Annotated in this window: 10 protein-coding genes, 1 other RNA gene and 1 pseudogene; 11 read left to right on the top strand and 1 reads right to left on the bottom strand. The window is 61.7% G+C overall.

Going from position 1 to position 15,352, the window contains the following annotated elements; translation table 11 throughout:
- The first annotated feature begins 94 nt into the window (after positions 1 to 94).
- The 9 genes and pseudogenes from RND78_RS10060 (at position 95) to RND78_RS10020 (ending at position 11,391) form a co-directional block, all read left to right on the top strand.
- A complete protein-coding gene (locus RND78_RS10060; RefSeq protein ID WP_312728319.1) occupies positions 95 to 4,402 on the top strand; it encodes a glycosyltransferase in 4,308 nt (1,435 codons plus the stop codon).
- Between the two features lie 234 nt (positions 4,403 to 4,636).
- Positions 4,637 to 5,788, top strand: a complete 1,152-nt coding sequence (locus tag RND78_RS10055; protein WP_312728848.1) for a flagellin — start codon at positions 4,637 to 4,639, stop codon at positions 5,786 to 5,788.
- A 71-nt stretch (positions 5,789 to 5,859) separates the two neighbouring features.
- Positions 5,860 to 6,243: a flagellar protein FlaG gene (locus RND78_RS10050; protein ID WP_312728317.1), complete on the top strand. Its 384-nt coding sequence runs from the start codon at positions 5,860 to 5,862 to the stop codon at positions 6,241 to 6,243.
- Positions 6,244 to 6,307: 64 nt separating this feature from the next.
- Positions 6,308 to 7,804, top strand: a complete 1,497-nt coding sequence (gene fliD, locus RND78_RS10045; RefSeq protein WP_312728314.1) for a flagellar filament capping protein FliD — start codon at positions 6,308 to 6,310, stop codon at positions 7,802 to 7,804.
- A gap of 96 nt (positions 7,805 to 7,900) precedes the next feature.
- Positions 7,901 to 8,284 carry a flagellar export chaperone FliS gene (fliS, locus tag RND78_RS10040; RefSeq protein ID WP_312728311.1) on the top strand — a complete coding sequence of 128 codons (384 nt, stop codon included), beginning with the start codon at positions 7,901 to 7,903 and terminating at the stop codon, positions 8,282 to 8,284.
- 17 nt (positions 8,285 to 8,301) lie between these two features.
- Positions 8,302 to 8,598, top strand: a complete 297-nt coding sequence (locus RND78_RS10035) for a flagellar protein FliT (protein WP_312728310.1) — start codon at positions 8,302 to 8,304, stop codon at positions 8,596 to 8,598.
- A gap of 163 nt (positions 8,599 to 8,761) precedes the next feature.
- The gene (locus tag RND78_RS10030) at positions 8,762 to 10,240 is read left to right on the top strand and encodes a sigma-54 dependent transcriptional regulator (protein WP_312728309.1); all 1,479 of its coding nucleotides are present in this window, start codon (positions 8,762 to 8,764) and stop codon (positions 10,238 to 10,240) included.
- A gap of 95 nt (positions 10,241 to 10,335) precedes the next feature.
- Positions 10,336 to 11,146, top strand: a pseudogene (locus RND78_RS10025) (IS5 family transposase).
- A 153-nt stretch (positions 11,147 to 11,299) separates the two neighbouring features.
- Positions 11,300 to 11,391, top strand: a non-coding RNA gene (locus tag RND78_RS10020) — sX9 sRNA.
- A 10-nt stretch (positions 11,392 to 11,401) separates the two neighbouring features.
- On the opposite strand, the gene RND78_RS10015 is transcribed toward RND78_RS10020, so the two are convergent.
- The gene (locus RND78_RS10015; RefSeq protein WP_312728308.1) at positions 11,402 to 12,154 is read right to left on the bottom strand and encodes a YkgJ family cysteine cluster protein; all 753 of its coding nucleotides are present in this window, start codon (positions 12,152 to 12,154) and stop codon (positions 11,402 to 11,404) included.
- 506 nt (positions 12,155 to 12,660) lie between these two features.
- Between RND78_RS10015 and RND78_RS10010 the strand changes: the two genes are divergently transcribed.
- Positions 12,661 to 13,860 carry a sensor histidine kinase gene (locus RND78_RS10010; RefSeq protein ID WP_409457036.1) on the top strand — a complete coding sequence of 400 codons (1,200 nt, stop codon included), beginning with the start codon at positions 12,661 to 12,663 and terminating at the stop codon, positions 13,858 to 13,860.
- On the top strand, positions 13,857 to 15,248 hold the full coding sequence (locus RND78_RS10005; protein WP_312728306.1) for a sigma-54 dependent transcriptional regulator: 1,392 nt from the start codon (positions 13,857 to 13,859) through the stop codon (positions 15,246 to 15,248). The genes RND78_RS10010 and RND78_RS10005 overlap by 4 nt, the downstream gene beginning before the upstream one ends.
- Positions 15,249 to 15,352: the final 104 nt, after the last annotated feature.

Below are 15,352 nucleotides of genomic sequence, written 5' to 3'. Positions count from 1 at the left end.
GGAGGTTTCGATGCGTTCGCTGTACGCCCCTCGGCCGGCTCCCTACTACATCTATGCTTACGACTATCGCCGTACCTCGGCCGGCGTACGCATCATGCACATGCTGGCCGATACGCTCAATCGCTCTGGGCACGAGGCCTATGTGTTCGCCAATACGGTCAGTCCGGAACTGCTGACGCCACGCCTGACGATGGATGTCGTCAACCTCCACCGCACCCTGAACATCGAACCTATCGTGGTCTATGCCGAGGTTGCCGAGGGCAATCCGTTGAACGGCAACGTGGTGGTGCGCTACCTGCTGAACAAGCCCGGCTTCCTCTTCGGCTCGGGAAAGTATGGCGCGGACGACATCCTGTTCGCCTTCGCCCGGGAGTTGATTCAGGACGGCATGCCGGACGATCAATGGTTGCACCTGCCGGCCTTGGATCTGCAAATCTTCCAGCCACCGGCCGATCCTGCGACCCGAGTGGCGGGGCGAACCTGCTATTACCAGGGACGCGATGGGGCGGCGAAGATAGACCCGGCGCTGCTGTCGCCCGATGCCGTCGAGATCACCCAGTCGTTTCCCAGCTCCTGGGAGGAGTTGGCGGAGATTTTCCAAAGCTGTGAAATCTTCTATAGCGGTACCGCCTCCGCCCTCTGCGCCGAGGCGGTGCTCTGCGGTTGCCTGGCCGTGGTCATTCCCAGCGAGTGGGCTCCGGACCCCATCGCCAGGGATACCACCGGCTCCTATGGCTGCGCCTGGGGAATGGAGGTCGAGGAGCTGGCCCGTGCCAAACGCACCCTGCCGCAGGCGCGCGAGCGTTATCGGCAGCTCGAAGTCCAGTTCTGGCAGCAACTGGACCACTTCATCGACGTGACGCAGGCGGCGGCCAAGCGCCTTCAGCACGAACGGCAGCACAACCTGGCGATCGCCCTGGGTTCGCCAATGGCGCCGTTGCCGCTGGCCGCACTGCGCCTGCGACGCTTGAACGCCATCGAGGACACTCGGCACTACCGGGCCAACATGGTCGTCCAGACGCCCGTGCGCCGCGAAGGTGAAGAGGCCGTGCTCGGTGTCGTCCTGCATGTGACCGATCTGAGCCTGTGCCAGGATATCCTGGTGAGCCTGGGCCAGTTGGGACAACCCCTGCATCTCTATGTCAGTTGCCAAGATCGGCTGCTGCTTTCCGTCGCCTATCTGCTCCAGGAAAGCGAATTGCCGCATTCGCTGATGCGTGCCGATGGGCGCGGCCGTGATCTCCTACCTTTCCTCAAGCTGCTGCCACTGCTGCAGGAAGACGGTATCCACAACGTGCTCAAGCTGCATACCGATGTGGAGCAGGGGCACACCGCCGAGCAGTTGCGCGAGCGTATCGCGGGCCTGGCCTTCGGCGAAGGCGCTCGTCAGGCCGTCGAGCGACTGGAGCGTGGCGAGGCCCATATCCTTGCCTCCCAGGCGGCGCATTCACGGCTATCGGTCATGCAGCAGGTCGGCGAGGCCCGGGCCGCCCTTCTGGCTCTGGCGCCGAGGGCGGGATTGTCCGAGGGCAGTGTCCTGGCCAGCGACTTCATCGTCGACGGCATGTTCTACGTACGGCTCGAAGCGCTCGGTTGCCTGGAAGCCCTGCAGCTCAGCGACGATGAGTTCGAAGACAATGACCGGCCATACGGTGGCAGCTTCACCCGCGCGTTGGCGATGTTCCTCAGCGTCTTGGTCGAGGCGCGCAACGGTAGCGACCTGGCGCTTTCCTACCGTAGCTGGTTGGATCGTCACTCCTTCCCTGAAGAGCGATTCCCGGCCTTGCAGGGCCGCGTCGACTCCTGGACGCGACAGGCAACCATCCTGGTGCTGATCCTCGATCCCCATGGGCAGTTGGAGGAAGTGCAGCGGACCCTGAGTCGACTGCAAGGCCAGCTTTACAGTGCAGCGGCGATCGTGGTCTTGTCGAGTGCCTCGCCCGAGGGCGTGGCGGCTGCCGACAACCTGCTCTGGCAGTTGATCGAGGGTTCCTGGCTCGACCAGCTCAACGACCTCGTCGCGCAGATCGAGGTGGACTGGATATATCTACTGGGCGCAGGCGACGAGTTGGAGCCGCATAGCCTGTTGCTGCTCGCCGAGCGCATCGATGCCTTCGACCAATGGACCGTCTGCTATAGCGATGAGGATTCGCGGCTCGGCGACGTCTATCAGGCGCCGGTGTTCAAGCCGGACTTCAATCTGGATCTCTTGCGCAGTTATCCCTACATCGGCGGTACCTTGGCCTTCGCCCGCCAAGCCCTGCTGGATACGGGAGGCTTTGACGGTCGGTTTGCTGGACTGGCGCCCGTTGACGCAGCGTGGCGTCTGCTTGAGACGCATGGCGTCGGTACTCTTGGCCATATCGACGAGATCATGGTGCACAAGCGGGAGAGCCTGGGCGAATGGCTGGTAAGAGCGGACGTGGCGCCCTATATCGCAGCCGTCACACGGGCGCATTTGAACCGCCTGGGTGTTGCTCACGAGGTGCGGCGTGGCGTCCTCGACGTTGTCAATAGGGTTCACTACCGGCATGAGAGGCTGCCGCGCGTATCCATCGTGATTCCAACCAAGGACCAACTGCGCCTGCTTCGCCGCTGTGTAGAGTCGCTGGTCGAGGTAACCCGCTACCCCAATTACGAATTGCTGATCGTCGACAATAACAGCGAACAGGCCGATACCAAGGCTTGGCTCGCCAATCTGGCGGAGCGGGGCGGCGAAAACATTCGGGTAGTGCGTTACCCACATCCTTTCAACTATTCGGCCATCAACAACACCGCCATCGCCCAGGCCCGCGGTGAATATGTGGTGCTTCTGAACAATGACACCGCCGTGAATCAGGCCGACTGGATTGAGGCCATGCTCAATCACGCTCAGCGCCCCGAGGTCGGCATCGTCGGGGCAAAACTGCTGTATCCCGATGGCCGTATCCAGCATGGCGGTGTCGTTCTAGGTCTACGCGGACCGGCCGATCACCCGTTTGCCGGCGAGGAGGCGAACGCACCGGGTTACATGCATCGATTGCATGTCGATCAGAATTACAGCGCGGTAACCGCTGCTTGTCTGATGATCCGTAAGGCTGTCTATGACGAAGTGGGCGGGATGGACGAGGAGCGCTTCAAGGTCTCCTTCAACGACGTGGACCTGTGCCTGAAGGTAGGTGCCGCCGGTTACCTGACGGTATGGACGCCCTATGCCGTTTTGCTCCATGAAGGCAACGCCAGCCAAAACACCGTGGATACGACGGCCTTCGATGCCAAGGTGGTTCGCTTCCAGGGTGAGCAGGCCCACATGTACGAAAGTTGGCTACCCAAGATCGCCCGCGATCCGGCCTACAACAAGAACCTGGTGCTGGAGGGGACCGGCTTCGCGTTCAGCAGCACATCGGTCACGCCTTGGTACCCCTTCGTTCAGCGTGCGCAGCCCTATGTGCTCTGTCATCAGGCCGACCCCTACGGCTGCGGTCACTATCGCGTACTGAAGCCACTGCAGGCTATGCAGTCTGCCCAGCTGGTCGAGGGCGCCTCGACTGAGATGCTGCTGACTCCGGTCGAAACGGAGCGACTCTTGCCGGATTCCATTGTTTTTCAGCGCCAGCTTTCCGAAGTGCAGCTAGGCGTCCTGCGCAACACTCGACGTTTTTCCAAGGCGTTCAAGGTGTATGAGCTGGATGACTATATCGTCGATCTACCACACAAGAGTCTGCACCGCTCGCAAATGCCCAAGGATGTCGTCCAGCAACTGGGCAAGGCGGTAGGTCTCTGCGATCGCCTTGTGGTTTCGACATCTGCCCTGGCAAACGCCCTGGGCCATCTACATACCGATATTCGCGTCGTCGAGAATCGTCTGCCAATTGACTGGTGGAGTGGATTGCAGGGTCGCCGCCGTGCCGGACGCAAGCCTCGGGTCGGCTGGGCGGGCGGTTCCAGTCACAGTGGTGACTTGGAGCTCATCTCTGAGGTCGTGAAAGCACTGGCGAGTGAGGTCGAGTGGATTTTCATGGGCATGTGCCTCGAGGAGATCCGGCCCTATCTGCACGAGTTCCATGCGGGAGTACCTATCGATACCTACCCGGCCAAGCTAGCCAGCCTGGACTTGGACCTCGCACTGGCACCCTTGGAGTTCAATCTCTTCAACGAGTGCAAGAGCAACCTGCGCCTGCTGGAGTACGGCGCCTGCGGTTTCCCGGTGATCTGTACGGACATCGAGTGTTACCGCGGCGCCCTGCCTGTCACCTTGGTAGGCAATCGTCCCGAGGATTGGATAAAGGCTATCCGCGCCCACCTGAGCGACCTGGATGGCACCGCGCGGATGGGCGACGCGCTGCGTGAAGCGGTGCTGCGGAACTGGATGCTCGAGGGCGAACACCTGGCACGGTGGAAACAGGCTTGGCTGGCGGATTGAGCCAGCATTCGCCCAGCCTCGCGCATGACAGGATCTAAAGATTTTGGAGATCGGCCGATAGGTTATTTGCGGAAAGCATTTCTTGCCAAAAGGAAAGCTCTTTTTGAGAACCCAGCAAAAAGAGCTAAAGAAATCCCAAGGCAAGACGATAACCATATCGAAGGTTCTCCAGGTCACATCGGGCGGTCCCCTTGGCCGGGAGCTAAAGCAGTATCCTAATCCACGAGGTTCTCCATCATGATGACCGTCAATACCAACATCGCTTCCTTGACTGTTCAGAAGAACCTGAACAATGCCTCGGGCAACCTGACCACCGCCATGACCCGCCTGTCCACCGGCCTGAAGATCAACAGTGCCAAGGACGATGCGGCCGGCCTGCAGATCTCCAACCGTCTGACCAGCCAGGTCAAAGGCCTGGACCAAGCCGTATCCAACGCCAACGATGCCAACGCCATCGCCCAAACCGCCGAAGGCGCTCTGCAGGAATCCACCAACATTCTGCAGCGTATGCGTGTCCTCGCCGTCCAGTCCTCCAGCGGCAGCAACAGCACCGAAGACCGGACCTCGCTGAACCAGGAATTCGAGTCCCTGACCTCGGAATTGACCCGTATCTCCAGCACCACCACCTACGGCGGTGGCAGCAGCGGCATCAACCTGCTCGATGGCACTGCCGGTACCAATGGCACCCTGACCTTCCAGGTCGGCGCCAACGCCAACCAGACCGTCAGCTTCACCCTGAGCAACATGAGCGCCAGCAGCCTGTCGGGCTCCTCCTCGGTGGCCACCGGTGGTCTCGACCTGAGCAGCCTGGGTGTCTCGGCATCGGGCGGTACCACCAGCGCCAGCGGCACCCTGAGCATCGCCGGTCAGACCGTGACCTACGCCTCCGGCGCCAGCTTCAACGACATCGTCAGTGCCATCAACAACAACATCAGTGGTGTGTCGGCTACCGCCGCTACCTCGGGTAGCTCCACCATCAACCTCAGCTCCGCCAAAACTATTGCGATCGGTGCTGGTACTGGTGGCGCCACCGGCGTATCCAGCGGCTCCTACGCAGTGGTCACCAGCACCGGCAGCGTCCAGTCGCTGGACATCACCACGGCGGCCAACGCCCAGAGCGCGATGCAGGTCATCGACGGTGCCCTGAAGCAGATCGATACCCAGCGTTCCACTCTCGGTGCCGTGCAGAACCGTCTGGACTCCACCATCTCCAACCTGCAGAACATCTCGGAAAACGCCACCGCAGCCCGCAGTACCATCCAGGATGCGGACTTCGCGGCGGAAACCGCCGAGATGACCAAGCAGCAGACCTTGCAGTCGGCAGCGACCTCGGTACTGGCCCAGGCCAACCAGCAGCCCGCCTCCGTACTGAAACTGCTCCAGTAATTCTGATCAGGGAAAGGGGAGGGCGCTGCGGCGCCCTTTCCGCGTTGCTAGGTTTTTGGGGAGGGTGAAAAATGAGTATCAACTTGAGTTCGGTCGTCCCGGGAAGTGGCACTACTACTCCATTGGCAGAGACGAAATCAGGCAATGTCGCTGACGTCGCTTCCGCGATGGCTAACGCTGTTGATGCTGGCGCGGCGCATGCTGACCACAAGGGGGCAGCACCTGTGTCGCCCAGTCGAGAAGAGCTCGAAAAGACCGTCAAGGATTTGAATTCCAGCGCTCAGGACTCACACCGCAATCTCGAGTTTTCCGTGGATCAGGATTCCGGTGTCACGGTGGTCAAGGTAGTGAACAGCGCCAACGGTGAGCTGATCCGACAAATCCCTTCGGAGGTCGTGGTCAAGCTCGCCGCGGACTTCAAAAAATCCAGTAACCTGCTAAGTGAAAAGGCCTAGTTGGTGCGTCTTTTGCTTCAAAGACCCGAAAGCAGCTGGATCGTCAAAGTTTTGAGGACAGATCATGACCACTATCTCGTCAACTTCTTCGACTAGTTCGACCACCTCAAGCAGTTCGACTAGCTCGACGACGAGCAATTCTGCGTCCAGTGCCTCCGCTACCTCTGGGGCGATCAAGTCATCCACCGGTCTCGGTTCCGGGATCAACATCGGTTCGATCGTCGAGGTGCTGGTCAACGCGCAAACCGCTGGAAAGCAGCAGCAGATCACGACCCTGCAGAATTCGGCGCAGAATCGTCTGACTGCGGTAGGCACCCTGACGTCGGCGTTGAACGACTTCCAGTTGGCCGTGGCCAATCTGAACACCACCACCTCCTTCGCCGGACTGACCGCGACCTCCAGTACGGCAGCGACGGCGACGGCGACGGTGGATTCCACCGCAGTGGCAGGGACCTATGCCCTGGATGTCAAGCAATTGGCGACGGCATCGAAGGTCGGGTCTCAGTACATTTCATCTGGCACCACCTTCGGCTCCGGTAGCCTGACGCTGAGCCAGAATGGCAAGAGCTACAACATCAGTGTGAGCGATGGCGCCAGCCTGTCCAACATCCGCGACAGCATCAACAAGCAAAGCTCCACCTCTGGCATCTCGGCCAACGTCGTCACCGATTCGACGGGCTCGCGTTTGGTTTTGAGCTCCACCACCACGGGGGCCAACTCGACGATCAGTGTTTCCTCCACCGGCAGCAGTTCCCTGTCGTCTTTAGCTATCGATGGCACCAAGGCCTATTCGACTTCCGGTGGCGGCTATCTGGTGCAGGGTGCTGACGCCCAGTACACCCTGGATGGTCTGAGCATGACCAGCTCCAGCAATACCCTGGATACCGCGGTCACCGGCGTGACCTTCACGCTAGCCGCGACGGGGCAGACCAATGTCACCGTGGGTGCCAATACCACCGGACTGCAGACCAACATCCAGACGTTCGTCGACGCCTATAATACCCTGGTCAACACCATTGGCACCCTGACCAAGGTCAGTACCACGACGGGAGAGGATGGATCGTCCAGTACCACCTCCGGAGCCTTGACCAGTGATGCCATGACCCGCACGCTGACGAGAAGCCTGCAGAGTGCGGTGTTCGGCACGTCCACCAGCAGCGGCAACCTGAAGAACCTGACCCAGCTGGGTATTTCCATGAACAACTCGGGAAACCTAACGCTGAATACCTCGACCTTGTCCACCGCCCTCGCGACCAATGCCGGCGATGTGCAGAACTTCTTCTCCGCCAAGTCTGGCCTGCTGAACAACATGAACAAGCTGGTCAATACCTATACCCAGAGTGGTACAGGCCTGATTGCCCAGGAAAAGTCGACGATCCAGTCCAGCCTGACGGATCTGAAGACTCAACAGAGTACGCTCACCGCACGCCAAGCCAAGCTCACCGATATCCTCACCGCCAAATACAACGCCATGGACAGCCTGGTAGCCAAGTTGAACAGCACCAGCAGCAGTGTGCTGACCACCCTGAACGTACTGAACAAGAACTCGTCGTCGAGTTGATCCTGGCCGTTGATTACGGCTAAAGATTGTAGGGCGCGCGCCGATAGCTTGGATATCCAACACAGCATCACCTGTTGAATTCAAGGTAGCGAAATCATGTACGCACAATCTGCAGCGCTGCGCCAATATCAGAATATTGGTGTTCAATCCGGGGTCTTCGAAGCGTCGCCGCATCGCCTGATCCAGATGTTGCTGGAGGGTGGCTTGAGCCGCATCGCCCAGGCCAAGGGTGCGATGCAGAATCAGAAATACCTGTTGAAAGGCCAACTGATCGGCAAGGCACTGGGTATCATCGCCGGACTGCGCGACGCCCTGAACTTCGAAGCGGGCGAACTGGCCTATCGGCTCGATGCCCTGTACGGTTACATGGCTACCCGTTTGGCCGAGGCCAACCGGACCAACGATACGCGCATTCTCGACGAGGTCGCTCAGCTGCTGCGTAATATCAAAGAAGGCTGGGATGGCATAACGGCTGCCTGACCTGGAGGACGATAGCCATGGCTACCATCGTTGTTCGTATCAATCAGCTGCGCGGTCAGCTGGAGCAGGCCCTCGTCGAGCAGGACTGGGAGGCCATCGGCCGTCTCGATCTGGATTGCCGCCTGGCGGTCGATGTCGCCATGCAAGAAGCGCCGGTTGGCGAGACCGAGCTGACGTTCGCCTTGCAGAATCTGCTCAAGACCTACAAGACCCTGATCGCCGCCACCACGGCCGAGCGCTCTGCCATTGCGGTCGAGCTGACCCAGGCGCAACGCGCCGACAAGGCCGCCAAGGTCTACCAGCTGTTCGGTTGATCGTCGTCCGCCAGACGGTAGTTCAAAGTTTCTACAATCCACCGCCATAAAATTGACCCCGCGTCGCATTTTGTCTTAACTTGCGCAAGATGCCGACCAGTTGGCACTTGGATGCAGGCGACACCTGCGCGTAGCGAACCGACTAGCCGGATGGGGCAGGGACATGTGGCGTGAAACCAAGATCCTTCTGATCGACGATGAAACCGAGCGGTGCAAGGCCGTCTCCATCATCCTCGATTTTCTCGGCGAAACTCATCTCGCCTGTAGCAGTGCCACCTGGCAAGCCTCCCTCGAAGCTCTCGATAGCAGCCGGCAGATCAGCTGCGTGCTGGTCGGGCGCGTCGATAGCCGCGGCAACAGCGTCGAGCTGCTCAAGCAGGTCGTGGCCTGGGACGAGATGGTGCCCTTGTTGTTGCTGGGCGAGACGGCCCAGCCGGAGTGGCCGGACGATGTACGTCGTCGCGTGCTGGTCTCCCTTGAATACCCGCTGGCCTATAACAAGCTGTTGGATTCCCTACATCGGGCCCAGGTCTATCGCGAGATGTACGACCAGGCTCGAGATCGGGGTCGCCAGCGCGAACCCGAGCTGTTCCGCAGCCTGGTCGGTACCAGCCGGGCCATCCAGGGCGTGCGCAAGATGATGCAGCAGGTGGCCGATACCGAGGCCACGGTGCTCATCCTCGGCGAGTCCGGGACCGGCAAGGAAGTGGTGGCGCGTAACCTGCACTTTCACTCCAAGCGGCGCGAAGCGCCCTTCGTACCGGTCAATTGCGGTGCCATCCCGGCCGAGCTGCTGGAGAGCGAGCTGTTCGGCCACGAGAAAGGTGCCTTCACCGGTGCCATCACCAGTCGCGCCGGGCGTTTCGAGCTGGCCAACACCGGCACCCTGTTCCTCGACGAGATCGGCGACATGCCGCTGCCCATGCAGGTCAAGCTGCTGCGGGTGCTGCAGGAGCGGACCTACGAGCGGGTGGGTAGCAACAAGACCCAGAGCGTGGACGTACGCATCATCGCCGCGACCCACAAGAACCTCGAGCAGATGATCGCCGCGGGCACCTTCCGCGAGGATCTCTACTACCGCCTCAACGTCTTCCCCATCGACATGGCGCCTTTGCGCGAGCGGGGCGAAGACATCCCGCTGCTGATCAACGAACTGATCGCCCGGATGGAACACGAGAAGCGTGGCTCCATTCGCTTCAACTCGGCGGCCATCATGTCGCTATGTCGCCACGAATGGCCGGGCAACGTGCGGGAGCTGGCCAACCTGGTGGAGCGCATGGCGATCATGCATCCCTATGGCGTCATCGGCGTAGCCGAGTTGCCGCTCAAGTTCCGCTATGTGGAAGACGAAGCCGATCCCATGGTGGAGTCCCTGCGCGAGGAGTTGCAGGAGCGCGAAGCCATGGCCGGGATCGGAACCGTTGAGGTCTCGTCCTCGGCTTTACTGCCCAGCGAAGGCCTGGATCTCAAGGACTATCTGGCCAATCTGGAAAAGAGCTTTATCCAGCAGGCACTGGACGATGCCGGTGGCGTCGTGGCGCGTGCTGCCGAGCGGTTGCGCATCCGCCGGACCACCTTGGTCGAGAAGATGCGCAAGTACGGCATGGGCCGTCGCGACGACGAGTTCGACGAAGAGATCTAGAGTCTGTCTGAAAGTCGTACTTGTTAGTCTGAGTCTGTGATAACCGCGGAGGCAAGCATGGCGGGCGTTACGACCTTTCGAATAAGTGCTGGGCGTTGATCGAAGAGATCGTTTCCTCACCCAGGAGAGGGGACGCCTATGCCGTGAGGGTCGGCAGATGCTCCATAGCATCTTCTGGATCCTATGCCTGGGCGCCAGATGGCGTGGTCTACTCGAGCGCGATGGCCTTTGGATGGCGGTACCGCCGGTACTTCGAGCAATGGCGCGATGACGGTACCTTCGAGCGCCTCCTGGCGCATCTGCATCTGAAGCTACGTCAGGATTGCTATCTGGATCTGGGCACCTGGATGATTCCAGTACGATACGTGCCACACGGGCTGCCTCGGGGGCAAAAAAAGAGACCCGGACGAACCGCGAGATCATGCGTTGGGCTGTAGCCGTTACGGACTAGGTACCAAGCTCCATCTGCTCTGTGTGATGTCCAATGGTGTCCGCTGACCTTCAGGTTATTGCCGGGCAGCAGGCGCTGGCTCGCAGCGCTTCATTCCCCTGCTCGAACAGGTGCGGCCGCGAGGTGCCAAAGGTAGGCCACCCAAACGCTGCCAGCGTATTGTGGCCGATAAGGGATATGACAGCGAAGTGTTCCGGCATCATTGCGACCGCGTCGGTATTCAACCTGTCATTGCCCGACGCAGGATGCGTCGTAATCCGCGTCCAGGCTCGCCTCGGCTTTTCGATCAATCCACGTACTACCAGCGCAATGCGCTCGAACGCCTATTCAACTGGCTTGAGGAAAAACGCCGCCTCTGAACTCGGTTTGACAAGCGGGCCAGCAGCTTCGAGGCAATGGTCACTCTGGTCGGTATGGACCGCTGTTCGCGCGTCGACTTTTCAAACAAAGCCTAGGCGCTTTGAATCAAGCATCAACTTAACGTGGTACCTGACAAGAGCTAGTTCAGAATCGAAGTCTCACCTACTCCGGGGATCGGCGAGACTCAGAGCGGCTAACAAAACTACTGCGCGTCCGCCATGCGGGCGCGTGCAGTGCTCGGAATCCTCGTGTACCGCTCGTACACTCGCGCGCGAGCCCGGTGCCGTTCCTGCGCGCCGCGCGCGCCCATCTGACAATCGCTCGCTACGTTTTGCCAGCCCCTCTTAGGCTCATGCCGCGCTCAACGCGATGAATCCATAGTCCGTTTGCGTCAAGGCCGAAGCGATCAGCGCGCCGGTCGCCTCGAGCTGCTCCGCTAATTCGCGGTGCGATACGTGAAGCGCCCAGCCTGTGGCCGCATCCATCGGCGGGCTGGTCATCACCTGCTCAGTCGCCGCCAAGAAGTCTGGACCGGAAGGTCGGTAGGCGGTGAAGCCATCGCCTTTGAGTGCCGATGTGCGAATGCCCAAGGCCGTGCAGATCGCCGCCTTTCGACCTATTTCATCGCGATCCGCCTGTCGTGACCGCTCGATGAGCGCGATCAGCTCCTGGTCCTGCAAACGCCCACCATGAATCAACTCCGGCCCCTGTTCCCAGGCGTGCGGCGGGCAATCTTTCATATGGGGTCGTAGGGGAAGATGCGGATTGATCTCCATGGGATAGATACGGCAGACCAAGGGCCGCTCGTCATAGATCGAGCAGCGGTTGTCGGCATCCAGTCGCATACAACGCCCGACGTTATAGGCGGCGAAGGTAATGGCGACATAGGCACGCGTCTCCCCGCACCACACCGGCAAGGAGCGCTGCTCGGCATGCTCGCGCTGCACCTGCGAGATGCCTTGACCGTCCTCGAGAAAGGCTTCGACCAGGACGATCAACTCACCCTGCTGTTGAACCCAGTGGATCGCCTCGCTCAACGTTAGCGGGATATGGTGCGAGGTACAGCATTTGCCGCATCCTACGCAGGAAAAATGAGTGGACATGGGCATAGCCTCTAGTCTGCAGGGAAACTAACGAACGGCTGAAAAATGTCGCCATCGGTCTGGAATAAGATCCATAGCAAGTCTTGCGCCAGCTATGCCCGGCGCGAAGGTAACGTGTGGGTTTGCTGACTAACACATACTACTTTTCAGACAAATCCTAGTGCGGTGTTTCAGAAGTTCGCGCAAGAATTGGCGAGTGATTTTTGGGCGGTTCGGCGTTCCGACTGGCTAGGCGCCGCGACGAGCCATAGCAGAGCTATGGCGAAGAGTGGCAACGTTACCAGCGCCGACTTTTTCTGTCGGGCTTCGATGATAGAAGGCTCTCAGCCCAAGCTGCGCCTGGCAACTCCCTACCGGACCGATGACGGCACAACCCGTCCGCTTCTATTTTTGTGGCGCTCCAAAAAAGGCTGTACCGATTCCAGGCTCCGGTGCCTTAGTGCCAGGCCGGCATGGGTCTTGCTCCACCTCGGATAATGTCAATTGTCCGTCGCGAGCCGAAGCCTATGCCTGCTCAAGCACTAGCCCCCTCCGTTGCCGCCGAAGCGCCTGCGGACGCCTCCGCCTCGGCGCAGGCCCGTGAGGCCCTGGGGCAGATGTCGCGCCAGCTGAGCGAATCCTTCCAGTTGCTGGAAGCACGGATGAATTCGCTACAGGGCGAGCTGGAGTGGGTGTCTGCCCAACGTCTGCAGGAGCTGGCCGAAAAGGAGCGCCTGGCCAGTCGGCTGCAGAATCTCCTGGACGTGATGCCGGCCGGCATCGTGGTGGTGGATGGCGGCGGCCGGGTACGGGATGTCAATCCAGTGGCTAGCGCCTTGCTGGGCGGGCCGCTGGTGGGAGAGCTGTGGCGTACGGTGATTGCCCGGGCTTTCGCCCCACGCCATGACGATGGCCACGAGGTATCCCTGCGCGATGGCCGCCGGGTCTCTATCGCTACCCGCTCGCTCGACGGCGAGCCGGGTCAACTGGTGCTGCTCAACGACCTCACCGAAACCCGTCATTTGCAGGGCGAGCTGGCACGGCATGAGCGGCTGTCCGCGCTGGGGCGCACCATGGCGTCCCTGGCCCACCAGATCCGCACGCCGCTGACCGCTGCCTTGCTCTATGCCAGTCATCTGGAGGAGGGCGGTCTGGCGGTGGAGCAGCAACAGCGCTTCGCCGGTCGGCTGAAGGAACGGCTGCACGAACTGGAGAACCAGGTCCGTGACATGCTGGTGTTCGCCCGTGGCGAGCTGCCGTTGCAGGACCGCCTGACGCCGGCGGCGCTGTTCGCGGCCTTGCGCGAGGCGGCGGCGCCCCATCTGGGGAGTTGCCTGGTGCGCTGGCAGGACGATGCCGCTGCCGGTCTGCTCGCCTGCAACCGCGACATGCTGGTGGGCGCGGTGCTCAACCTGATCCACAACGCCCTGCAGGCCCTGGCCGGCAGTGGTCGTCCGGGACGGCTCAAGGTGCATCTCTATCGCCGCGACGCCGAGTTGCGCCTGAGCATCAGCGATACCGGCCCCGGTATTCCCCCGGCCGTGCAGCAGCGCCTGGGCGAACCCTTCCTCAGTACCAAGACCACCGGCACCGGCCTCGGACTACCCGTTGCCCTGGCGATGGCCAAGGCCCATGGCGGTCGGCTGGTGGTGCGCTCCCGGCTGGGTCGCGGCACGGTGGTGACCTTCAGCCTGCCGCTGTTATCGACCCTGGAGACCCCGGCATGACCCTGCCCATCCTCTTGGTGGAAGACGATCGCGCCCTGCGCGAGGCCTTGGCCGATACCCTCGAGATCGGCGGCTATGCCTATCGTGCCGTGGACAGCGGTGAAGCCGCCTTGCTGGCCCTGGCAGAGCAGCCCTTCGCCCTGGTGGTCAGCGACGTCAACATGCCGGGCATCGACGGTCATCAGTTGCTGGCCAGCATTCGCCTGCGCGATCCGAGCTTACCGGTATTGTTGATGACCGCCTTCGGCAGCATCGAGCGCGCCGTGGCGGCCATGCGTGGCGGCGCGGCGGACTACCTGGTCAAGCCCTTCGAACCGCGGCTGCTGTTGGAGGCGCTGGCGCGCTTCGCCCCCCAGGGGCGGCGGCAGCCCGATGCCCGCCAGCCGGTCGCCGTCGATCCCCAGAGCCGCCAACTGCTGGAGCTGGCCCGCCGCGTGGCCCAGAGCGAGGCCACGGTGCTGATCACCGGCGAGTCCGGTACCGGCAAGGAGGTACTGGCGCGCTTCATCCACGACGAGTCGGCGCGGGCGGACGGCCCCTTCGTGGCGGTCAATTGCGCGGCCATTCCCGATCACCTGCTCGAAGCCATCCTCTTCGGTCACGAGAAGGGTGCCTTCACCGGTGCCATCGCCGCCCAGCCCGGCAAGTTCGAGCTGGCCCAGGGCGGCACGCTGCTCTTGGACGAGATTTCCGAGATGCCGCTGGGCCTGCAGGCCAAGCTGCTGCGGGTATTGCAGGAGCGCGAGGTGGAGCGGGTCGGCGCGCGCAAGCCGCTGGCCTTGGACATCCGCGTGGTGGCTACCAGCAACCGCAAGCTGGCGGAGGAAGTGGCCGCCGGGCGTTTCCGCGAAGACCTCTTCTATCGGCTGTCGGTGTTTCCCCTGGCCTGGCTCCCGCTGCGCGACCGGCCGGCCGACATCGCGCCCCTCGCCGAGCGCCTGCTGGCGGTACAGGCCGCGCGGATGAATCGACCCGTGCCGACCCTGAGCGCCGCCGCGCGCCAGGCCCTGGCCGAGCACCCCTGGCCGGGCAACGTGCGGGAATTGGACAATGCCGTGCAGCGGGCGCTGATCCTGCAAGCGGGGCACGAGGTGCAGCCCGAGGATTTCGGCCTGCAATGGCTGGCGATGGGCCTTTCGCTTGCGCCTGCTGCAACCACTACGGCGTCCACCCTGGCGCAGCCGACGAACCTCGAAGCGCCGCGCCCCTTGGACGCCGATCTGCGTGACCGGGAGTTCCAGGTGATCCTCGACACCCTGAAGGCCGAGCGCGGTCGCCGCAAGGAGACCGCCGAACGCCTGGGCATCAGCGCCCGCACCCTGAGATACAAGCTGGCGCAGATGCGTGATGCCGGGCTGGACGTGGAGCAGGAATTGCTCGCCGGTTGATGAGTGCGCAAGTCGATAGCCGGCTATCTACCCAGAGGGAACCAACCGTCTAAGGCGCTGTTCTAGAGAAAGGATCGCGACTGCTGCGTGGGGTCGCAGAGGAA

Source organism: Pseudomonas oryzihabitans (assembly GCF_032027545.1).
GTDB lineage: Bacteria > Pseudomonadota > Gammaproteobacteria > Pseudomonadales > Pseudomonadaceae > Chryseomonas > Chryseomonas oryzihabitans_F.
Note: the sequence above shows the minus strand (reverse complement) of the source record. Positions and strands in the feature narration are given on the sequence as shown.

Excerpts from the sequence above, each read along its gene's own strand:
- RND78_RS10015 (WP_312728308.1), bottom strand. The coding sequence starts at position 12,154 with ATGTCCACTCATTTTTCCTGCGTAGGATGCGGCAAATGCTGTACCTCG.
- fliS (WP_312728311.1), top strand. The coding sequence starts at position 7,901 with ATGTACGCACAATCTGCAGCGCTGCGCCAATATCAGAATATTGGTGTT.
- RND78_RS10050 (WP_312728317.1), top strand. The coding sequence starts at position 5,860 with ATGAGTATCAACTTGAGTTCGGTCGTCCCGGGAAGTGGCACTACTACT.
- fliD (WP_312728314.1), top strand. The coding sequence starts at position 6,308 with ATGACCACTATCTCGTCAACTTCTTCGACTAGTTCGACCACCTCAAGC.
- RND78_RS10030 (WP_312728309.1), top strand. The coding sequence starts at position 8,762 with ATGTGGCGTGAAACCAAGATCCTTCTGATCGACGATGAAACCGAGCGG.
- RND78_RS10060 (WP_312728319.1), top strand. The coding sequence starts at position 95 with ATGCACATGCTGGCCGATACGCTCAATCGCTCTGGGCACGAGGCCTAT.
- RND78_RS10010 (WP_409457036.1), top strand. The coding sequence starts at position 12,661 with ATGCCTGCTCAAGCACTAGCCCCCTCCGTTGCCGCCGAAGCGCCTGCG.
- RND78_RS10005 (WP_312728306.1), top strand. The coding sequence starts at position 13,857 with ATGACCCTGCCCATCCTCTTGGTGGAAGACGATCGCGCCCTGCGCGAG.
- RND78_RS10035 (WP_312728310.1), top strand. The coding sequence starts at position 8,302 with ATGGCTACCATCGTTGTTCGTATCAATCAGCTGCGCGGTCAGCTGGAG.